Source organism: Paenibacillus sp. RRE4, from assembly GCF_031844205.1.
Taxonomy (GTDB): Bacteria; Bacillota; Bacilli; order Paenibacillales; family Paenibacillaceae; genus Paenibacillus; species Paenibacillus xylanexedens_B.
Map to the genome: position 1 here is coordinate 86979 of NZ_JAUZUT010000009.1, position 24893 is coordinate 111871.

Annotated in this window: 7 protein-coding genes; all 7 read right to left on the reverse strand. The window is 38.6% G+C overall.

What is annotated here, in order from left to right:
• Positions 1-12: 12 nt before the first annotated feature.
• Positions 13-693 (reverse strand): hypothetical protein, encoded by a 681-nt coding sequence (locus tag Q9R46_RS24705; protein ID WP_311282151.1) that lies wholly within the window; start codon positions 691-693, stop codon positions 13-15.
• Entirely contained in the window at positions 686-1564 is an 879-nt protein-coding gene (locus Q9R46_RS24710) for an ATP-binding cassette domain-containing protein (RefSeq protein ID WP_311282152.1), read from the reverse strand. Before Q9R46_RS24710 ends, Q9R46_RS24705 begins: the two co-directional genes overlap by 8 nt.
• A 5-nt stretch (positions 1565-1569) precedes the next feature.
• A complete protein-coding gene (locus Q9R46_RS24715) occupies positions 1570-1938 on the reverse strand; it encodes a GntR family transcriptional regulator (RefSeq protein ID WP_311282153.1) in 369 nt (122 codons plus the stop codon).
• A gap of 291 nt (positions 1939-2229) precedes the next feature.
• Complete coding sequence (locus tag Q9R46_RS24720; RefSeq protein WP_311282154.1) at positions 2230-3501, reverse strand: MFS transporter; 1272 nt, start codon at positions 3499-3501, stop codon at positions 2230-2232.
• Between the two features lie 39 nt (positions 3502-3540).
• On the reverse strand, positions 3541-9330 hold the full coding sequence (locus Q9R46_RS24725) for a non-ribosomal peptide synthetase (RefSeq protein ID WP_311282155.1): 5790 nt from the start codon (positions 9328-9330) through the stop codon (positions 3541-3543).
• Between the two features lie 12 nt (positions 9331-9342).
• Positions 9343-16863: a non-ribosomal peptide synthetase gene (locus tag Q9R46_RS24730; RefSeq protein ID WP_311282157.1), complete on the reverse strand. Its 7521-nt coding sequence runs from the start codon at positions 16861-16863 to the stop codon at positions 9343-9345.
• The gene (locus Q9R46_RS24735) at positions 16860-24854 is read right to left on the reverse strand and encodes an aminotransferase class III-fold pyridoxal phosphate-dependent enzyme (protein ID WP_311282158.1); all 7995 of its coding nucleotides are present in this window, start codon (positions 24852-24854) and stop codon (positions 16860-16862) included. Before Q9R46_RS24735 ends, Q9R46_RS24730 begins: the two co-directional genes overlap by 4 nt.
• Between the last annotated feature and the right edge of the window lie 39 nt (positions 24855-24893).

Here is a 24893-nt window from a genome sequence, read left to right on the forward strand (position 1 = left end):
GAAAAACCATAACTATATTTCTTTTTTTGAGATAAAGTACCATCCAATTGCAAAAAAGAAGACGGATGCAACTAAAGTTAGCATGGTTCCCACAACGATGTTCGGATTCATAATAATATCCATAAGTCCGTCTACAAAAACGACCCGTAGTGCTTTTATCGATAAAACAGCCGAAAGCCCCCCTGCTATAATCAAGCTGAGAACAATTCCAAGCTTGCTCTTAAGACTAATTACAACAAAGTTGAACAATGAAATAGCGAGTAAATAAGCTCCAAACTGGTATATGAACATCCCCCAGATCCCATGTTGATCCCAGTTGAGAATCTCAATAATGTTGAAGTAGGTTTTGTAATTAACAAACACATTAATCTCAAGTAAATACCACACTATATTGAATAAGGAGAAAATCACTGTGAACAGAAGATATGTAGCGATACTCCCAATATAATACTCACCACGAGATGCACCCAAGTTCAAAATACGCTTGAATAACAATATGGGTAAAATGATAGCCATCAAAAGGAGAAAGGACGTAGCGATATTCCCTGCCGACACTTCAGGATTCTGATTCAATCCGCTGATGCCTAAGATAGAGTTGATCAGAAAATGTAGTCCTTCCAGCCCAACAACGATAAATAAGTACAGCTTCAAAAGAGAGTGTGCACCGATCATAACGCCTCTTATTCTAGTCATTATTTCTCGCTCCCCCCACCAAATCAGTAAACAACCTTTGAAGTGGCAATCCTGTAATAGATATGTCGAGCTTCTGTGAAGCTCTCTTCTCCACATCACTTATGTCATCAAATACAGTGGCAACTTCCATGTTTCCGTAATCCTCTACTTTTAATATGTTCTTATTGGATAAAAAAACTTTAAGTGCACTAGGTTTTCCTGATACAATATAAGATTTACTCCTGATCTCTTCCATAGATTCATTCAGAAGTATACTCCCTTTATTGATTATATAAATCTCTTCTACAATTTTAGATATCTCATCTAATAAATGGGTGGATATTATAATTGTCCGCGGATGATTCACATAATCATCTAACAACACATTATAAAATTTCTCTCTCATTATGACATCCAAACCTAGCACGGGTTCATCAAACAGGGTTATTGGAGCCCTGCTCGCAAGCCCTATTATATTTCCAACGAGAGACTGTGTGCCTCTCGACAATTGACTTACCTTTTTATTAGGATTCATATCGAATAATTGCAATAATTGTTTGGTAAACTCCCAATCCCAATTCTCATAAAAGGAAGCTGCTACCTTCATCACTTCAGCTACTTTTAAACGTGAGAAATGGATATTTTTCTCCCTTACATAACACATACCTTTAGGGGTATTCCCCTGTTTTAAAACCTCGTCTTGCACCTTAATCGTACCGCCACTTGGAAATATTCCGCCGCTAAGCATATCCATCAGCGTAGTTTTACCTGCTCCATTTGGCCCCAGCAAACCATAAATTGTATTGTCTTTGAACAATAGATCAACATTTCGAATAGCGTGTAGATCCCCATAAGTTTTTACTAGCTTTTTGGATTCCAATACTATAGCCATTGAAGTTACTCCTTTAGCCCATTATTAATCATGTCAATAATATCTTTAGTCTCCAGACAAATTTTATCCGCCTCTACTAATAGCTTCATCACATAATCATGATAAAATGTTTTTCTTCTCTGGCTTAAAATTTTTGCCTGGGCACCCGGTGTAACAAAAATCCCTAACCCCCTTTTCTTGTAGAGAATCTCATTATCAACAAGCAGGTTTATTCCTTTGACAGCAGTCGCCGGATTTATATGATACATATTGGAGAACTGCGTTGTTGACATAATCTGACCATCCTCTATATATGTTCCGTTAAGAATACCATCTTCAATCATTTCAGCAATCTGCTGAAAAATCGGCTGCCCTTCATCAAAGCTAGCCTTCAATTAAATCACCCTTCACTTATCTAGTTAGTTACTCATGTAGCTAACTATATAACACAATCAGTTAGTTGTCAATTTTTCTCAAATATTTTAAAAAATAAAAACAAACTCCTGATCAAACAAAGCAGCTTATTACCTAAAACATAGAGCAGCTTCTCTCTTATAATGAAAGAATCGCTGCTCTGTTGTTTTTCTAGCCCCAAAGTGTCGCTTTCTTTCTACATTATAGGTAGTCCCTTATCTCATGCTCTTGTGCAAGAATAAAACTGAAATGAAGTAACAAGACCCATTTTATTATTTGTTTTGAAAGAAGTTTCTTAACGGCTTGTTTCGATGTGCTAACAGCGCAACAATTAATAGCAGAACTCCTGAAATACTGACCACAAACGTCCAGTTAACTTTCTCCAAAGCAAGCCCATAACCCCAAATACCTAAAGGTACAGCGATTTGGATAGCCGTGTTTACTACACCAAATACACTTGCCCTTAGCTTCTCCGGAATGTGGAGTTGCAGATACGTTAACATGGGAATATTAGTCATCGCATTAAAAAATCCGCCAATTCCTAAAATAATACAGTATATCGCAACAATTAATGAGTGATTACTGGCATCAATATTTGATAACTTAGGGAAAGCCCACATGACAATTATGATTGATTGTAACTGTACCAAAATAAACAGTTTATTAATCACTTTTTTACCCACTGCCTGAATAGATACAACGACGGCTCCTCCAATAAAACCAACCGACCACATCGCCTGAACCCAGGAAAGATGCGTTGCTGTCAGCTCAATTCCTTTGTAAATGATAAATGGAAGTACGACTGACATTAATGGAATAAGCATAAAATTGATAATAACTACGATGGTTAGCAGATAAATAATAGTTTCCTGAGACTTTAAATACCTCCATACATCCTTAAAGCCCTCCATATAACTTTTATGTTCCTGTTGTTCATCATCAACTCTGAAAATAAGGAACATTTCAACAATACCCGCGAGTATAAAACAAATGCCTTCAATCAATAAAATATCACCAAAGCCAAATTTCCTGTATAACAATGCCCCTAGAATAGGCCCTAAAATATTGATAATTGAACCTAAACCTTGATAGATGGAATTTAGTTTGGTTACGTGCTCTTTTGCTGCTAAGTTAGGAATTGAAGCATTAAGGGCAAGAGCAAAGAAAGCATTAATAATACTTAGTACGATGGAAAAGCAAGTAAAGAGAATTAGGCTAGTAGAATAATTCTGGAACAGAAAAAATAGTGAAAATAAGGCGATAGCGCTGATCAGTTCACTCCAGACAATGATCTTCTTTTTATTACTTTTATCTACCAGTACTCCTCCAAAAATATTCACAAATACCCCTGGAAATATAGAAAGCGCTAATATCATAGAAAAAGCTGCTGCTGACCCTGTTATGTCAAGAATATATAAACTTAAGGCGAACTTAAAAATAGAAGACCCCAGTTCAGCTATCAGACGGGCTAACGTAAAAATGTAAAAGTTCCTCTGTGAACCTCTCATAGGCTTCGTTAACATTAGGTTTTTTTGAGTTTCCATGCTCCACTTCTCCATTATTCCATTAGTTATTTTAAGATTTTAAATACGACCTATAGGATTATATAATTTAGCTTGTACACATTCTTCAAATAATGCCTCATCCACCTGATAAGGGAAAATTGCCTTGAACACCGTAGTATGCTCTCGACGAATGGCCTCAAACAAAATGCGATTATGAGATGCAAACTCCAACTTCTGTTCAATCACCTGTTCTACATGATGATGTGGATCACTCGAATAACCGATAAAATTAAATATAATTTGAATATTATTCGGCACGTGCTGTAACAACTGACCCGCATTCGGGAACCTTTCTTTCAATTTTTCATTAAATATTAGTCCAGCAAAATTGATATTTTTCTGTTGTGCATTTTGTAACCTTTCCTTCACATCAGTAGTCACTTTGTCAGGATTATCATTGCTATCAAGAACAAATGGCATAGTATCGATAAATTCACCGATGGTGTCGTAATATGTTGTTCCCATGTATGCTCTTCCATAGTTCACAACATAGAACGGGATTCTCTCTAAACCGGATAAACGACTCATAATCAAGCCAGCCAAAGAGAGCAGGAAGCCTGTTATATCTTCAGGCAAGGCTGTGCTGGAATGGTCAATTTCATACTCCACTTTTGTTATATGACCAAAATTCTGTACTTTTCCATACCGAGCAATCTTTTCAGCTTGTTCCTTAAAAATACGTAGGTGGTAGAGATCCACCAGCTCAGAATCCGTTATTTCACAAGGACCATCCAAGATTTGATCGACATAATTCCAATAACTCTTTTTCTGCACAGATAGTACTTCTTTATTTGCATCAATAGCGTTGATAAATGTTACTAAATCTTTTTTTATTATTTCACTACTCATAAAATCGAATTTAGCATGTGCAAAAGGGAGCAAAAGGGAATATTCTTTCATGTTCTCTTTAATCAAAAGCACACGATATTGCAATGAATTAAATAGACTATAAGGTTTAAAATACAACTCCTCGATCAGCGTATCCATGCATTTTTTCTTAGAAGCCTCGGTATATGACGACAAATCTAAATAAGGTAATGTTATGCTATCCGGCATTCCGTGCATGTTCCATTTTCCTTCGTGCACCCCTTCACTCAAAGTGCATCTTAAAATATCATGCTTTTTTAACAGTTCATAAAATGCTTTATTAATGGTTTCTATGGAAATCATGTCGTTAATCTTAAGAGACGTTCCTGAGAAATCCATTGTTGACAGATGATATTGCTGGATTGGCGCTACGTTTTGCTGATTTACTACCTCATGGTGCGTAAGCTGTGTTTCGAACAATTCTTGTGCCTTCCATATATGGCTTAACGTACCGTTAATTTCGGATTCATCTAGACATCTTAGATTCAATGCTTGATCAAATTGCTCCTCCGTTTCATATTCAGTTGCACATTCAATCCCCATCGGGAGAATATAGTGAGGGTAAATCGACGGAGACAATTTTTTTTTGATAAGTGCTTTAAGTTTGCCTGTTGATGCAGGATCCGTATACTCTGAATGAACACAATAGTAGGAGTTGCCGCCTACACTAGACTTCGTAAATTTCACTTTAAAGCTTAGGGCATTCTCCAACATAAGTTCTGCGGCCTGCTCATCTTCAACTTGAACTGGATCAGTTAACTCTGTTTTTTCAAACTGAGTAGCAATGCTTCTAATGGTCTGGAGCTCAAATAAACTATTAATTCGCAATGTAATGCCCAAACCTTTTAATTTTGATACAATCTGTATGGCATTTAAAGAATGTCCTCCAATGTCTGAAAAGACTTCGTTCATACCAACGCTCTCTCTGTTAAGTACTTCTTTCCAAACGCCGCATAGGATTTCTTCCGTTTCGTTCCGAGGCTGATCGCCCTCAGCATTGGAGTCAATACGGTCACTAAATTTCTGAAGCGCCGCGCGATCAACTTTGCCGTTCCTAGTGAGCGGCATACTTGTCACCTGTATGAAATGTGAAGGAATCATATAGTCTGGCAAAAAGTTTGCCAGATGCTCTTTGAATACAGTAGGCATGCAATCCCCATTCGTTACAAGAAATGCATATAGCTGTTTATCTCCACTGCTTATAATGTCGATAATCTCGACTTCTTTTACCATTTCATGATTCAATAAATGATGCTTAATCTCGTCTGTCTCAATTCTAAAACCTCTAATTTTTACTTGATGATCAATTCTTCCTAAAAACTCAATCTCACCATCCGGCATCCAGCGCCCCATATCTCCTGTCCGATAAATTTTCTCACCCAAACTAAATGGACTATCAATGAATCTTTGCTCTGTTAATTCAGGCTGGTTTAAGTAACCCTTAGCAAGTCCAACCCCGCCAATACAGATTTCCCCGGCCATCCCGACTGGAAGCAGATTGAAATTTCTGTCTAGTACGTAAACCTGTATATTAGACATTGGCTTCCCAATGGTAATTCGGTTCTCTGGATCGATACAGTCTGAAATAGTTGCACAAACCGTTGATTCTGTTGGTCCATAGGCGTTAATAAACCTTCTCCCCGTGGCCCACTTTGTCAACAAATCCTTACTGTAGCTTTCACCAGCAGAGATAACACTTGTTAAGTCAGGCAGATTTTCACTAGATATTATCTTCAGCACTGAAGGAGGAAGAGTCACTACGTTAATTTCTTTGTCTCTTAGTATTGTATTTAGGTTGTAGACAAACGCCTTATCTCTTTTCGGAAGATATAAGGTTGCTCCACTAGTCAATGCCGTAAAAATTTCAGAAACAGAAGCATCAAAGCTAAACGAAGCAAATTGTAACAATCTGCTTCTATTGGTGATACCAAATGATTGATGTTGAGATATAGCGAGATTAACTAAACCTTTATGTTTTAGCATCACCCCTTTAGGGACACCTGTTGTACCGGATGTATAAATTACGTAAGCAATGTCCTCCGGACTGTTCATATTCGTTGGATTCTCTTCTAGGAAAACAAGAGCCTCATTTGCAACCTTTTTAAACAATCGTACATGGCTACCTTTTGATTCAACGTCATGAATAAACTTTTTGGAGAGCTTATTCGTAATTGTAGATTCATCTGTTATCAACAGCTTTATAGCACTATCTTCGATAATATTGGTGATTCTCTCTTCAGGATAGTATGTAGCATCGATGGGAAGATAAGCAGCACCTGCTTTTAGTACGGCAAGTATTGAAATAATCATTTCTTGAGGCTGCTCCATTAATAGTCCTACAAGATCGCCTGGTTTAATTCCCTGTTGTCTGAGCAAGTGGGCAATCTGATTCGACTTTCTATTAAGTTCGGAATAAGTTATACCATTCAATATCTTAGGCTGTTTGCACATTTCAATATTGGGTTGTTTGCGGAATATTTTCTGATATAACGGTGTATTTTTGAATTTTCGACCGAACTGTAAAATATCATAATTGAAAGGAACTTGTTCTCCACTCGTTCTTTCAAGATATCCTGTTAAATTAAAGTCGGGATTTAATCCATTCTCACACAGCGTACGAGTACATGTTGCAATGATGCGATCCCCTTTAGATACTTGAACACCAGGATAGAAAACGGGAACAAATACCGGTAACCAGCAGTATTCGTGGTCAAGGATATCAATAACTTCATCCTCTGAAACATATAAATTCAACCATACAAGAAATCCTTGGATCTTCGTATCTTTATTAATCAACAGTTCGATTTGCTCCGAGGTTTCTAACTCTACCATGCCGGTATGATCTAAATCCTCAAAAATACCCGAATTTGAAATCAGATGTTGCTTATCGAAGTTTTTGATGCAGATACGTAAGTCGAATTCTCTTCCCACCTGTTCAAATACCTTATTTGTATACTCCGCAGCCAAGTGTGAAAAACCCACATTTTCAATGAACTCATCCGGTAAACTAATGGCTGCGATCATTGTTTTACTTCTAAGCGGAATCATTATGCCATCTTCCTTGAGTAGTCTCCATGCACTATTAATAATGACTGCTGAACCTTCCGCACCACCAATTGCTCCCACAATTTCCGAAACGCAGACATCTGCTTTCTCTGGTAATTTGATTTTCGTAGCATCGCCATGAATGAGTATTATTTTATCTTGCAAATGAAGTCTCTCAATGACTGCCTTCGCCTTTAAATAACTGCTTTCCAATATTTCGATTGCATATACTCGCTTAGCCCCAGCTTCTACACTAAATCTGGAGAGAATCGCATCACCTCCAGTGCCTATGTCCACAACGATCTTATCCTTCACATACTTGTTAATAACCGCTTTATAACTTGCATTTCGGTGCTCATCAAACGTCATTGCACTGTACAATAAGTCATCATAAATAAAATATTCTGCTACCGATGGCCAAAGTTCCATTTGTTTATCGGATTCAAATTCCAGCGCGATAACATCGGGTGTAAGTTCCACCTGTTGCTCAAATAACTGTTGAATGGATCTCCGATCAATCTCATGTACCGGATTATTGAATTTTGAGACAATCATAGCTTTCTCTTCTGCTGTAACCAGCTCAATCTGTTCAACTGCTATGGATTCGTTCATAATCACAATTTGAATGATCTGCATTATATATTGTTCTATTCGTTTGACCATCTCAGGCTCATACAAGGATGTATTAAAGCCCATTCTAAAGATGTAATCCTTCCCAGGTATGATCATCACGCTGAAATCATAGTTTGTCCGTTCGTAAACTTGCAAATCACTAAATTGAAAACCAAATAAATGGTTATTTTCTTCAGCTTGCTCGATATCTTGCTCCAGTGGCTGATTCTCAAACACAAAGACGTGATTAATCAGTCCCTGCTTTAACTCTGTGTTTGCCTGAATTTCAGACAAGCTCATATATCCATACTTTTCTGCCCATAACGCATCCCTTTGCACAACCTGTAACAACTCTGCAAAGCTCGTATTACTTCTGATTCGAACAGGAACTGTATTAATGAATAAACCAACGATGCTTTCTATTCCAATAATCTCTGGGGGTCGCCCTGAAATAACTGTCCCGAATACAATGTCATTGCAATTGTTGCTTTTTTGTAAAAACACTCCCCATATCGTTTGAAATACTGTATTAATGGTAACTTGATGTCTCTGTGCTAACTTCGACAAAGCCTCGATTATTTCTGGTTTTATTTTAAAACGATACTCCTGGTACTCATATGATTTATTCGAAGGATGCATAAATGGTACAAAGGATGGCTGCATAAAATCAGTCAGATACTCATTCCAATACAGTCGGGCTTCATCCCTGTCCTGCTTCTCCAACCATTTAATATAATTTACGTAAGGTTGAACCATCCCAACATTCGGAGTTTGCTGCATTATCAAAGCATTATATATTTCAAATAATTCCTTAGTTATGATCCCCATGCACCATCCATCCATAATAATATGATGGAAACTCCAGATGATGAGATGGACATGCTCGCTTTTTTTAATAATACTCATTCGAATCAGAATATCTTTTGACAGTTTAAATCCTCTCTGAATATCCTCTTCCTTAAAATCTTTGACGAATTCCTGCTGTTTATCGCTTGTCCAATTGCTAATGTCCTCCACCACAACTTTGGCTGGACGCTTTTTTAAAACAACCTGCTGGGGAGTTTTGGTTTTCTCATGTACGAATAAAGTCCTGAATACATCATGCCTTTGTATAAGAATATTAAAGCTCTCTTCAAATAAAGGAATATTAAGCGAACCACCCAATTCAAACGAAGTTTGTTCAAAATACGCATTTGAAACATCTTCCATGAGGGAATGAAATAACATGCCTTCCTGCATGGGGGATAGCGCATAAATTTTTTCAACTTCCAGCTTAGTGTTCATATAGTTCTCCTTTTAATTAAGGTCATTAACCATGTCAAGGATATGATTAACTTCTTCAAATGTGAGCTTCTCGTTCCCAAAATCGGTGGGAGTAAATTCGGTATTGCCTTTCTCACAGCAATGTCTAATTATCTCTTGTAAACTACTTACAAAATGATGAGAGAACGCTTGAACCGATTCCTGACGATACTGCTTTTGACTGTAGCCGATTGTTACCACTAGCTGATTAGATTTTACAATACCGACTAGGTCAATTTTATGCAGACGTTGCGTTCTTGGATCTATCGATTGACCGACTCCAGACTCCGATATCGTGAAAAAACCACTTTTTGCATTTTCATCAAACTGTCCTAAGTAGTTAAAGCTAACATCGGGTATAACTGTCCCCCAATTCTCCTCTCCTAAATACTTGAAAGAACCATAGGCAGCACCATTATTCGGTATTTGCCGAATCATTTCTTTTACGGACTTGATTACATAAGCTAATTCCATTTCATCTGTGACCTCTAACTGGATTGGATAAATAGAAGTAAACCACCCTACTGTTCTAGATATATCTATACCTGGGCTTAGTTCCTCACGTCCATGTCCTTCCATCTGAACGAGGATTTTGTCCATCCTCTTCCATCTGAATAAGGCTAACCCTAAAGAAGCAACCAGCAAATCATTAATTTCTGTATTGTATGCTTGTCTCGCTTGCTTTAACAAACGCTCTGTCCATTCTTCTGTCAAACATACTTCTATCGTTTCGGTGTCCTTTTGGACCCCATTTCCGTTTGGAAAATCGGTTACTAACTGCGGTCCATCATAAGTGTTCATCTTTTTCCAATAGGCCGATTCCCCACTATTCCTTTTATCCAGCACATATTTCGAATGAATTTCCGCCCATTCCAAGTATGGGAATGTTTTTAGGGGGAGGATGATTTCCTCACCTTTTCGCACTTTCCCGTATCCTTCATCGAAATCCTCTAATAAAATACGCCATGATATTCCATCAACTATGAGGTGATGGATGACAAACAACAAATAATCTCCATGGTCGGTATGGAACAAAGCAAACTTATACAGCGGCCCTTCTTCTATATTGATGCTGCTTTGAATCAAATTTGCTGTCTCCTCTATACTGGATGAACATTCTCCTTTGCCCAAAAGATCGTAAACTAACAATTGTGGCTCATGTTCCATGTTCATATTTACTTGTATCCTTTGTTCATCTCTAATCGGGAAATACATTCGCAACGCATCATGATGACGAACTAGAGTATGAATAACCTTTTGAACATCTGATTTTACGAATTTATTATTTGCAAACAGCAGCACAGACTGATTCCAGTGGTTTTCATTGTAAAAGTCATTTTCAAAAAACCATCTCTGAATTGGCGTCAGTATAGCTTCCCCAGTAACAGACTCCTGGCTAGCGGCATTGGTCCGAATATAAGATACATAAGGACCTAATTCTGCGATCGTGGAATGCTTGAATAAATCCTTCAGGTCAAATCTCAAATGATATTTGTTTAAATATGCGGCAATCTGTATAGCTCGAATGGAGTCGCCACCGAGTATGAAAAAGTTATCATGAATTCCTATTTTGTCGATTTTAAAGACTTCCTGCCAAGCTTCAATCAACTGTTCCTCAATCTCACTCCGAGCAGGTATAAAGTTCCGTTTATCTGGTCCGGCTTGTAGCTCAGGTAGTCGTGCTCGGTCAATTTTCCCAGTTGAAGTCAAAGGTATCTGATCCAGTTGCTTGATTAATTTAGGTACCATATATTCAGGCAAATGATCATACAAGTATTCTGTCACAACATGAGTATCCACCCTCTCAGATGCAACAAAATAAGCGCGCAAGCTGGAGTTCCCTTCGGTATCCTGTCTGGCAACTACGACAGCCGCAGTAATCTCCGGTCGTTCCAGAAGTTTGTGCTCAATCTCTCCAACCTCAATGCGATAGCCTCTGATTTTAACTTGATGATCGACTCTTCCTAGGTATTCGATTTCACCATCGCTGTTCCAGCGTGCAACATCACCTGTTTTATATATTTTTTGCCCTGCCACAAAACGATTGAACACAAACTTATCCATAGTTAATTGATCTTGATTGAGATAGCCTCTTGCAAGTCCAATCCCGGCAATACAGAGCTCGCCCGGTACGCCTACTGGCAATAAATTCCCGTCCGAATCCAATATATAAATCTTCGTATTGGCAATAGGTTTGCCTATTGTAATTACTTCATTCGGCTGTATATTGCGCTTTGACGTGGATACAATAGTTCCTTCCGTTGGACCGTATTCATTTATGAGTTCAAGATTAGGGTGTTTCAGTTTACTCTGTTCTACAATATGTTTTGTCATCTTCTCTCCTGCCAAAACAACCTTCCTTAAAGATTGAATCTCTTGCTTTGACATGTTGTCCAAAATGACTTGAAAAAGGCTAGGTATGCTGATCAGATAGCTAACTTTCTCACGTAAAATAAAGTGCCTGATAGCATGTGGGTCTTTTCTTTCCTGTTCTTCCATAAGTACAATCTTGGAACCAGACAATAACGGAGTAAAAAAACTCGTATTAAAGCCATCAAAAATGAAAGGAAATAATTGTAAAGCACAATCACTGGAAGTTAAATTAAGTTCATCACGCTGCCATTGAATTCTACTTGCAAATGCTCGATGTTCAATCATGACACCTTTAGGTATCCCTGTCGTACCGGATGTATATATGATATAAGCTAAATCATTCGGTTTATGAGTAGGTTCAAGCGTGTCTGAGGACCATTCGCATAGTGTCTCTTCATCCAAATTAATAATGATTCCTTCATATCCATTAGGAACTTGTACAAAAGAAGACTTTAACAAAATTGATACTTTGCAATCTTTCAACATATACAAATTTCTTTCCATAGGGGAAGATGGCGACAACGGAAGGTATGCTGCACCCGATTTCAACACTCCTAACAGACCAACAATAGACTCCATCGAAGCATCTGCCAAAATACCAACAATTGTTTCCGCCTTTGCTCCATGGCTTCTAAGTAATCTGGCTAACTGATTTGTCTTGGTATCAAGCTCCTGGAAAGTCATTTTACTATTTTTTGTAACAATGGCTATTCCATCTGGAGTCCTTTGAACTTGCTTTTCAAATAACTGATGAATATATGTTTCATCCTGTATCCTATCTGTATCGTTAAATTTCCAAAGTAGTTGCTCTTCCTCCTGCTGAGATAACATATTCAACTGATGTAGAGGACAATCTAAGCTAGCTTTTACTCTTTTAAGAATTGTAATAAGATGCTCAGCCATCCGATGGATTGTTTCCTCTTTAAATAGTTCTACCGAATATTCGAGTATAAGCCCTAACCCATGTTGATCTTCGGTTGCAATTAAAGTTAAATCAAATTTAGAAACATGTTCGTTAATGCTGTATGGGATAAATGTCAATTCATCTAATTGAAATTCGTGTCCATCTGTATTTTGCATTACAAACATCACATCAAATAATGGATTTCTTTCGGTTGAACCTTCTAGGCCCATTTTCTTTACAAGCTTCTCAAAAGGATATGATTGGTGATTGAACGCAGATATGCAGTTCTCTCTGACCTCTTTCAAGAATTCTCTAAAGGTAGTGCTACCTCTAGGTTGATTCCGCATGACTAATGTATTTACAAACATTCCGATCGTATGTTGGATACTGTTATGTATTCTTCCAGCCGCAGGCGAACCCACGATAATGTCCTGTTGCCCTGAATATTTAGCAAGTAGTACATTAAAGGCGGATAGAAGCGTCATATAAAGGGTTGAATCATTCTGGTTGGAAATCTCTTTCAATTCATCCAACACTACTTTATCAAGATGGAAGATTTTACGGTCTCCTGAAAAACTATTTTCATTCGGTCGCGGATAGTCCGTTTGTAAGTTGAGGACTGGCAACTCCCCAGCTAATTTATTCAGCCAATAGTCTTCCAGCTCGCTTTCCATACCTGAATTAAGCTGATCGTTTATCCACACTGCATAATCTTTGTAATGTAAATCGACTGGATTTAGAGATTCTCCGTTATAATGTCTACTTAATTCTTGAACGAAAATAGATGAGGATACACCATCCCAAATAATATGATGGGCATCGAAGATAAAAAGATGCTTCTGCTCTTCTAATTTAACCATGCCTACACGTATCAAAGGAGAGTTATGAATATTAAACGGTCTTATGAACTCCCCTATGATTTGCTGTAAATCCGTATCGTCATATTTCAATGTTTGGATGTTGATAAATGCTCCATCATGAACGATTTGTACAGGAAGTCCTTCCATCACATCAAACGATGTTCTCAAAATCTCGTGACGTTTAACCATGTAATTAAGTGACTGTTCAAACTTGCTTACATTCAGTTTGCCCTCGATCATAACAGCATAAGGCATATTATAAACAGTGCTATGCTCATACAGCCTATTCATTATAAACATGCGCATCTGAGCCGGCGAGAGCGGATACCATTCCCGTTTTTCGGTACGTGTGATCATTGAACGTTGCTGCATTTCATAATGATTAATTTCTTGAGCAAGCTCTCTAATTGTCGGAAATCTAAATATATCCTGAATATTCATGTTCAAGGAAAATTGCTCATTAATTTTGACAATTAATAATGCAGCTTTTAGTGAATGTCCGCCGACCTCAAAAAAGTTATGATCAATCCCCACATTAGAAAGCTGAATGATCTCTTTCCACAACTCAACAAGTTTTACTTCTATTGAATTCGTTGGATCAACCATGTTCTGTGAATGGATCATATCGTAAGGATTCGGCAATTCCCTTAAATTTATTTTCCCATTGCTACTTATTGGGAAGTAATCAACCTCAATAAAATGGGTAGGAATCATATAGGCAGGAAGACATTTCAGCAGAAAGCGTCTAAGCTCATGTGGAGTTAGCCCACTCTCAGCTACATAATACGCACATAAGGTAATATCTCCCTCACCTTCCTCCAAGGACATCACCGTAGCTTCGACTATAGCCGGATGAGTAAGCAAATGACTTTCGATTTCTCCCAACTCAATACGATAGCCTCTAATTTTCACTTGCTGATCGCTTCTTCCTTCATAATGCATGTTACCGTCAGGCAGAAATCTGGCGATATCGCCAGTTTTGTACATTTTGCTTTGTGGAATATACGGATTGTCGATAAATTTTTCTCGGCTAAGCCTTTCATTATTTAGGTATCCTAGTGCAACACCCACTCCCGAAATATAAATCTCCCCATATGTTCCAATGGGAACCGGACGAAGCTTGGAATCGAGCAAATAAATTCGGGTGTTATCGGCCGGTATTCCAATGGGAACGGAAATTCCTAAGTCCTTCTCTGGGTCATACCTATGAATCATACAGCCTACAACTGTTTCCGTTGGTCCGTACTCATTATAAATACTCACTACACCATTAAATGCACGAGATATGCTCAAAGCCAGTGCAGTTTTTAAATCTTCCCCGCCGACAATAAAAGCGCGTATCATGGATTGGCTGAAATCCATGTTTGCAATCAATTTCATATGGGTAGGAGTTAATTTGATGATACCAACACGGTTATCTTTAACTATTTCCTGTATTAAGGCTGCCTTATCCTCTCCCTCATACACAATAATTTTATTGCCAGAAATTAAAGGAGTAAAAAGAGAAGTCACCGTTAGATCGAATGAAATTGAAGAATATAGCGGAAAATCAGTAGGTTGGTCTGCAATATACACTTTCTTTGCCCACCATATATAGTTGACCAAACCGCTGTGCTTAATCATAGCGCCTTTTGGATTCCCGGTTGTTCCCGAAGTATAGATGACATATGCTCTACCTTCAACAGGAAGGTCCAACTCCAAATTCCCATCTTCTATTCCAGAGAATGTATGCCATTGACTTAAGTCGATGGTTTGTCCCACGAATTGAACTTGAGCCTTGACCGAATTCGTAATAATTAACTTTGTACCGCTGTTGTTCAGAATATATTCAATCCGTTCCACGGGGTAATCAGGGTCAATTGGCACGTATGCTGCGCCTGCTTTCAATATCGCAAGAATGCTAATAACAACCTCAACTGAATTGCCCATCATAACACCCACTAGGCTTTCAGAAGTGATATTATGTTTTATCAATACCCGTGCAAGTTGGTTAGATCGACTGTTGAGCTCTCTGTAACTTATCTGAATATCATTATGCTCAACAGCAATCTTATCGGGAGTTATCCGAACCTGTTCTTCAAATAATTCATGAATTCTTTTATTTTTAGGATACGGTTGTTCAGTTTTATTATATCCATGTAAGAGCCAGGCTCTTTCTTGTTCCGATAAAATCAGCATCTCCGACAATTGAGAAGTAGGATTTTCAACTATTGATTTAACTAAATTCCGATAATGATTCCCCATTCTTTCAATAGTCTTTGCTGTAAATAATTTCGTGCTGTATTCAATATTTCCATTCAAGCCATCCTGTGTTTGGACTATTTCCATCGTCAAGTCGAATTTAGCTGTTTTCGTCTTGATTTCAAAAGGCTTGAAACGGATGTTATCAAATGAAACCTCATTAATTTCTAAATTTTGATACATAAACATCGTGTCAAACAGGGGGTTCCGGCTACCGTCCCGTTTAATGTCAATTGCCTCAACAAGCTTCTCAAACGGATACTGCTCATGCTCATATGCGGAGAGAAGATTCCTCTTCATATCCGCAAGAAATTCAACAAAAGTTTTCTCTCCTCGAGGGTAGCTGCGAATGGCTAGCGTATTAACAAACATACCTATCGTATAGTTCAACCTTTCATCCGCTCTGCCTAGAGTCGGTGTTCCTACAATTATATCCTCTTGAGCACTATAGATAGACAGAAGCACATTATAAGCTGCAAACATAATCATATGCAGCGTTGCTCCATGCTCCCTTGCAAGGGTCTCTAGCTTCAAAGTTAATTTTTTGTCAATGTTAAAATAAATGTGATCTCCTTCAAAGCTTTGGCTGATTGAACGTGGATAATCCGTTGGTAGATCCGATATAACTATTTCATCAGCAAATACACTCATCCAATACCCTTCATGGATTTTGATGTCTTCTGAATCAAGATATTTATTATGCCATGCAGCAAACTCCTTATATTGAATCCTCACCTCAGGTAAGTTTTCTCCCCGATAAACGCTAATCAATTCCTGTACAAAGAGCTTCATGGAAAAACCGTCAGTTATTATATGATGCATATCAAGGAGCAACACATGATTTCGTTCTGATATACCTAACAGCCGAGCCCTTATTAAGGGGGCTTTATTTAAAACAAAAGGTTTCGGAAACAACTGAATCTCTCTATGTAAAGCTTTTTCCGAAATTAAAGCATATTCCATATTAACAGAAACGTTGCTTCTTACCCGCTGCATAACTTCCGTTCCATCCAATTCAAACTCCGTTCTTAGAGATTCATGTCTCTGAATCAATGTATTCAAGGCGTATCTAAGCCTCTGAACATCCAAATCTCCTTCAATACTAAGACCACCAGATAAATTGTAAACCACACTCACGACATCATCATTCCTTCAAATTGATTTAATAGAAAAATCCGTTTTTGGGCTGCTGAAGCTGCATACTTCTCCTGTTGTGGTAGTGTAGCAATGTCAATTGGTTTTTCTTGGCTTCCGTTACGGATGTATGCCGCGAAATCAAGTATGGACTCCAGATTAAATACCTCTTTTAGCGGCACTCTAATACCAAATTCCTTATGCACCGAGGCGAGCATCACTGTCGCCTTCAGTGAGTCTCCTCCTAGCTCCAGAAAATGATCCTCTACAGATATTTCTTCTCTATTTAGCACTTGTCTCCAGATGTTGCGCAGGCGATATTCAATTTCACCCAAAGGCTCTTTATTTTCACGGTTTCTATCTGCAACCGCTCCATTCAATTGCAAGCCTAGACTGGATAATTTCTCTCTATCCACCTCTCCATTCAGCAGTAACGGCAGACTGGTTAGACACACAAAATGTTTAGGAATGGCATGTCCAAGCAAAACATCCTTTACACGCTTCATTAATTCTTTTTCCTCCAACATCATTGGTGACGCCAGATAGGCAATCAATTGATTTTCTCCAGTTTCAGGATCACGACTCAACAAAACGGTACAAGCTTGTACCTCAAGATAATGTTGCAGAAACTGCTCTAATCGCTCTAAGTTTACTTGGTGCCCATGCAAATTATGTTGCAACTCTACTGCTCCAAAATGTTCAATTGTATAGTTAGATGTATAGCGTGCAATCTGTCCTAACTGAACATGATTCGCATCGAACAGTTGTCCCCATACCCCTACCGGAGCGGGTTGCATGTAGTGATCCAGCACATAACCTATTGCCCGATTATCATTGATATACTCCATATTCCCAGGTGCCAATAATGATAGTTCCTTTATCTTGCTTTCCGAATTTGTCGCTATGGCTTGTAATACATTGCTATAGTAGCCAACCCATATCTTCATCATGCTAGGCTCAATCAGTTCTGTGCTAAAATCAAAATCTAGTTTAAGTTCACCTTGGATCTCTGTAATATTCAAAAAAACATCGTATTTTGCGTTTGGACTGATGTTCTCTATCATTTCCACTTCCAAATGTGCAAAATCAAATCCATTTATTGGTCGGTCCATGTTAAATACAGCACGAATTGGTGGGATAAATGCCTGCTCTAACCGCTCTGCTAACATGCTAAGAGAGAATTGTTGTAACTTTTCGACTGCACTCATACCGACTTTCACCTCTTGAAGATGCCGACTAAACGCTTCTTCTTGTTGGATGACCGTATATAACGGAAGCATATTTACACAGTTACCCATTAGACAGTTTGATCCCATTTGTGATTGACCCGAAGTCGGAATACCAACCACCATATGTTTATTCCCGGTTAATTGATGAAGCCATACGTTAAAGGAGCTTAATAGCGTAGAATATAAGCTACAACTTTGCTGAATACTTAGCTTTCTCAATTGCTGTGTGAACCCTTTACTTAGAATGACCGTCTCTCTTTGTCCGCTAAATTTCCGTTTCTTGAACATGTGATTGTTTGAAGGAATCTCAAGCATATCCATTGGCTTAGAAAATTGATCTGCCCAATAACAGGCAGCATCATTACTCTCCTGACTATGCATGATTTGTTCCTGCCACAATATATATTCCTGAAACGAGCCGGGTTTCTGCAAGACGGGTTGTTCTCCCCGAAAGGCAGCCGTATAAATCAATTCTAATTCTTTAAAAAATAGCGCTAATGACCAACCATCTGTAATGAGATGATGGAACGTACATAACAGATAATACTCGCTTTCCGACGATTTGATCATCGCGGATCGAAACAACGGCTCTTTGTTATCCAAATAGAATTGCTGAGTTCTATCGGCTTCAATTACCTCATTAATTTGTTGCTCCTTGATTGCTGGGCTGAGCATTGAAAAGTCATGCAGTGGAATATTGCACTTATACTCGGCAAGGATACTCTGCTCCTCCCCATCATGACTCATGACAGTTCGCAATGCTTCATGCCGATCAACAATGGTTTGTACAGCACTCCTCATAATTCTTTCATTAAAAGTCCCTCTCATCTTTAACACAATGCTTTCATTTAGTGAAACTGATTTCCCCTCTTCGATTTGTGAAGCAAACCAGATTTGTTTTTGTTCACTCGTTAGGGCATAGGTCGGGTTAGCTAGCTTCACATTTGAGACCATAAAGCCTCCACGTGTTAAATCAGCTACTGTTTCCTTCACCGCCTGAATAATGAATTCAATATCTTCATCGGAATGTGCCGTAGATAAGAAGCAATTTCGGCCTTCCCAGATATACAATTTCTTATGAATAAGATGATAAAAAAACAATTCTAAGTCACGATAGGAAACAAAACGAAACAATGAGCCGAAATGAACCATTTGTATGGATACATTGTTTTCCTTAAAGAAGGTATTGAGCCGATTTACCATAGTGGCTGTCTTCTCGTTTAAGCTCGTATATAGTGGCTGACCTTGCTCGTTTAAATACCGAAGAGTCGCATAGGCTACATCCATCGTAAGAGGATGCGTGCAGAATGTTCCCCCGACAAAGGTCTTTTTTTCAGCGAATGGGGGGTCAGATTGATCATTGAAACTCCAATACCCTCCATCTATAACGTCTAGGTACTTTGCTTTTCCTGCAACGATCCCTATCGGAAGACCACCACCTGCAATTTTCCCATAGGTGACAATATCTGCTTGGATATCCAACCATGCTTGGGCACCACCAGGATGTATACGAAAACCTGTTATAACTTCATCAAAAATCAAAGCAACTCCAGCCTCTTCTGTCAGTGTTCTAAGTTGCTTTAAAAATGCAATAGGCTGTAAATCGGGCCTACGGCTTTGAATCGGTTCCACAAGTACAGCTGCAAGTTCGTGAGTATGTTCTTTAATAATTTCAAGAGACACAGGACTATTGTAATTAAGTATAATTACATCCTCCATCATACTCTCGATTATGCCTGGAGCCATCGGTAATGCTCTGCCATATGAATCCTCCGGATCTGCCACTGCGAGAATGCCATCAAATGTACCATGATAAGATCCTGAGAAGATGACCACTTTTGAACGCCCGGTCGCCGCACGTGCTATACGTAGAGCTACCATTATTGCCTCTGTTCCAGAGTTGTAGAAGGCTACTCTTTCTGTAAATGTCATCTCGGATATAAGCGCTGCAACTTCTCCCGCTTTATTAGACATTGGTCCAACGGGAGGCGGACTTAAATTAGCGCTCGATAGCATGGTATTTACAATGAAATCAGGATTATGACCCAATAAATTCACGCCAAATCCCATCGTAAGGTCTATATATTCATTCCCATCAACATCACGTATTTTAGAACCATTGGATTGCACCGCCATAATTGGATACACCAATTCTTTCCAATACGATCGGTAACCCGAGACGTTCCGATTGTTGGCATGTACTAGTCGATTCTGTTGCGTTTGAGACTTAGATTGCCTTGTCTGAGCCGTATACTGTGCAATAAATTGGTTCAGGTATTTTTGTTGAGATAGGGTAAAATTACCTTTTTCGAAAATTAAAGGCTGATAGGGTGTAAATGGCTTAGAAGCACCCTCTTGATCAGTATTCACCTGATGATGTTTTGTTTCTCGCACTGTTGCATTTTTTTCTTTAACTTGAACATTATTTTCAGTTAGATTGGCATTTGAATTGCCATTTAGCATACTTAATTTCATAATTTCAAGTTGTTGATTAAATAAAACATTGCTATACTCTTGTTGCTTTGCGATAAGTTCCAGCTGCTTCTCCATAACAGACTTAAATGTTCTGTTATGATCGCTATCTAGACTCTTGCTTACCTGTGGTGAATGTTCTGATACATGGTCATCCCTCGTCCCGATTTCCGAAGGTTGAGTTGTAGATGTTGCTGCTACAAGGTTGTTTGAAGATAGGGCAGATTCTACATAGTCAATCAGCTTATCTAAGCTCGTTACCGATTCAAAAAACAGATTCATAGGGAGGTCTAGGTCAAATACCTCCTTTAATTCCTTTCTAAGTGAAACAAGCATAATGGAATCTAGACCCATCTCTAAAAAATGGGTCTTATATTCGATTGCTGCCACCTCAATACCCGAGGCCCGATGAATCATACCTTTTAATATCACAGCTATCTCATTTGCCATAGTCTTCTCCTGACTTATCCTATCTTCTGTACTACTTTCTGTTTTTCCGGCATAATCAATCCAGCAACTGGTATTTTCGAACGGATATAAGGGCAATTGCATTTTCGTTCCTCTTTTGTTTAACATGCTCCAGTTCACATCCGCACCTTTGACATATAGATCGCACAATTGCTCCACATGCTCGAGGCTATTTGATCTTCTCTTCAGTAGGTCGTCTAGGAGCACCTGGGCAGAATCAGTTAAAGCGTTCTGACTAGCGGCCGATCGCTTACTCAATTGCGATTGTTCTTTATGCTCTCTGAATAAGGGGGAAACTTCACCTTGCTCCTTCTTTTGAATAACTGATAAGAGCCGGTCTTTGAGTTGACTTTGATTTATTACTGGAAGTGCGATTCTGTATTGATAATGTGATTTTTTTGTATTAGTTGAATAACATAAGTCTTCTATGGAGATGTCTTCAACACTTAATATATGAAGATATTTATCCGCCAAACGCCATAAAGAGGTTTCACTTTTAGCCGAAATTGTAAAGATATTCACTTTTGCGGGTTGCAGTTCAGTCATAGCCGGAGGAGCTATGTATTCCTCCAATGCAATGTGGCAGTTTGTTCCGCTGAATCCAAATGAGCTTACTCCGCAACGACGCGGGTGTATTGTTTCCTCCCAATCAGACAGTATGTTATTTACATAGACTGGGGATTTTTCAAATGAAATATTTCGGTTAGGCATCCTAAAATGTACCATTGGCACAAGTTGTTTGTGTTTTAAACATAAAAGCGCTTTTACTAAGCTTGCTATGCCAGCAGCTTCGTATAGGTGTCCTATATTAGATTTTAGAGAACCTATTGCGCAAAATTGCATACGATCTGTATATTTACCAAACGCTTTACGAATACCCTCAATTTCAATCGGATCGCCTAATTTTGTTCCCGTTCCATGGGTTTCAATATACGTAACAGTTCTCGGATCAATATTACCTTTCTCCCAAGCTTTCTCAATTACATCTGCCTGAGAAAGAGGATTCGGTGCTGTTATTCCTACGGTATTCCCATCTTGATTAATAGCACTGGCTTTGATGATGCCATAAATATGATCCTTATCTTCAACTGCTTTATGCAGTGGCTTAAGTAAAACCGATGCAACCCCTTCTCCCCACCCAGTTCCACTTGAGCTGTCATCAAAAGCTCTGGCTCGATGATCTGATGACTCCATCCCAATACCCAACTTGAAGGGCATCAATATGGTTTTCACACCGCCAGCAATCGCCATCTCACAGTCTCCATTATGAATTGCTTGACACGCTAAATGCACAGCAACCAAAGACGATGAACAGGCGGTATCAACAGTCACAGCTGGCCCCTTCAAATCAAGTAAATAGGAGGCTCTGCTTGCAAGCACAGATGCCATATTTCCTATCAAATGGTTAGGAATCGTACCTGGCTCAACTTCTGAAATCAATCGTTCATAATCAAAGCTTGTTTTCGAGAAACCCGCATAAATCCCTATATTTTGCCCAGAAAGGCTTTCAGGAGTGAAGCCTGCATCCTCAAGAACATGCCATATATTTTGCAAGAATAACCTTTGATTTGGATCCATCATAACAGCCTCTTTAGGCGTCATTTTGAAAAATTTATAGTCAAACTGATCTATATGCTCAAGGTAACCGCCCTCAACAAATTCAACTTTGTTCTTGTCAAAATTAAGATAAGATATGTACCTATCTGCCTCGTCCTGTCGATTCCCGTTTAATTTACTTACGCAATCTTTCCCTGCCGCAAGATTCATCCAAAATTCGTCCAGATCATCCGCCATTGGAAATCTCCCTGCCATACCAATAACAGCGATATCTTTACTCTCATTTTCCGTACCTTTGGCAGAAGACAATGTCTCCTCTCCACCCTTGATTGCTAGAAAGGCTGACATTTTAGCAATAGTAGGGTGAGAGAAGAGATCTGTTACATCGATTTTAATGTGAAGAGATTGTTCAATCTCCTCAGCAATTTGAGCCATATGTATTGAGGTTGCTCCCATCTCAAAATAGGTATCTCTCACGTCAATTTTGGGTTTGTTTAATATGTTCATACAGATTTCAGTCAATTTTTTTTCTAACTGATCCTTGGTCGGAGAATCCCCGTCACTTATTTGAGCACTTTGATGTGCCAATTCCTTCAGTTGCTGCGAAATCTCAGCATATTTCTGTGCTTGGTAATCATCACTTAATTTGTAACGCTGTATTTTGCCGCTTGTCGTCTTTGGAATTTTCCGAACAGGTATAACATCCCAGATATCCCACCCTCCCTTTTGGATTAGATGGCTTCTAAGCCTTTTCGTCAGAGGTATGAAGCTTGCTAGACTCTCTTTGAACAATACAAACAGGACAATTTTCTCTACGTCATCTTCTTTAACTCCACACGCAACAATTTTATTTAGTTCTATGCCCTCTATTTCTTCTGCGACTCTTTCTATATCATGCGGATAATAGTTTTGGCCATTTACAATGATAACGTCTTTAGATCTTCCGATTACAACTAAATTTCCATCTTTAATAAAACCGATATCACCAGTACGCAACCATCCTTCCTTTATTTTCACCTTTGATGTCGCTTCTGGATTGTTATAATACCCTTCTGTCACGTTTTTCCCTTTAATGTGGATGTGACCAACAATGTCTTCACCTACGACTTGATCCACATCGTCGCACACTCTCACATAACAATCAGCTATGGCTGAACCCACAGATACTAAACGCGTCCCCTCAGGATGGTTGGCATCTACCTCCATCACGGTACTTCCTACATTTAAATGTTTCCGATGAAAATAATATGAAACCATTGGCTGGTTAGGACGAGGGAAAGACACACCTACCGATGCTTCAGCCATCCCATAGACAGTAAACATAGCCGTTCTTTTTAATCCGAATTTATCCATCTTATCTAGGAAAAGATTGCATATTTCCACTGAAATCGGTTCAGCACCGTTATATATCAAACGTATATGGGAGAGATCCCAGTTCGTCGCATGCTCTGGTTTGAAGTAGTTTAGAAAATATTTGTAGCCAAAGTTCGGCGAAGATAAAACCGTTGCTTTATGATCATTAGCTTTTTTCAACCATAAGATTGGGCGACGTATAAATAATGAAGTAGGGATATTATATTGATCTGCGTTAACCACAAGAGGCATCAGATGAAAACCGATCATTCCCATATCATGAGTGAAGGGCATCCAGTTTAGAAAAATATCATTTGAGGTATTGGCAGAACCCTCTATTATGCTATAGATATTAAACATTAGGTTTTCATGAGTTAAAATAACCCCCTTTGGCTCACCAGTCGAACCAGATGAAAATTGAATAAATGCAATATCTGTAGAATCAGGATAATACACTGTTCCCTTTCCTGAGGAGTCAGCAAATTGATCTACGTATAATGCAAAGCTACTTATCGTTAAATCCCCTAATAAGCCATGATCCTTCGCATATTTATCTAAAGACTGCAACGTTTTGGCAGTTGTAATCAAACGAGGTTTACCCATTACTTTCCATACCTTAAAGACCTTAAGCTTACTTTCGTCAGTATCGCCAATGGTAACGGGCACTGGAATAATGCCACCTAATAAGCAGGCCCAAAACATTTCAATAAATGATTCATTTTCTCCAATTTGAAATAAGAGCTTGTCTCCTTTTTGCAGTCCCAATTGTTGAAAATCAAATAGAATCTGTACCGCCCTAGAATATAACTGTTTATACAGAACACGTCTTTCTACTTTATCACCATTAATATATGTAATTCCTTTATCAAACTTAGATTGTGTTTCAATTGCTTCAACTAAATTAGCACATCTCATATGTCAGCGCTCCTAATCAACTAAAAATAGTAAACTTAT

What these genes read in the sequence shown, in the direction of transcription:
- Q9R46_RS24705 (WP_311282151.1), bottom strand. Translation starts at nt 693, where the DNA reads ATGACTAGAATAAGAGGCGTTATGATCGGTGCACACTCTCTTTTGAAG.
- Q9R46_RS24710 (WP_311282152.1), bottom strand. Translation starts at nt 1,564, where the DNA reads ATGGCTATAGTATTGGAATCCAAAAAGCTAGTAAAAACTTATGGGGAT.
- Q9R46_RS24720 (WP_311282154.1), bottom strand. Translation starts at nt 3,501, where the DNA reads ATGGAAACTCAAAAAAACCTAATGTTAACGAAGCCTATGAGAGGTTCA.
- Q9R46_RS24725 (WP_311282155.1), bottom strand. Translation starts at nt 9,330, where the DNA reads ATGAACACTAAGCTGGAAGTTGAAAAAATTTATGCGCTATCCCCCATG.
- Q9R46_RS24735 (WP_311282158.1), bottom strand. Translation starts at nt 24,854, where the DNA reads ATGAGATGTGCTAATTTAGTTGAAGCAATTGAAACACAATCTAAGTTT.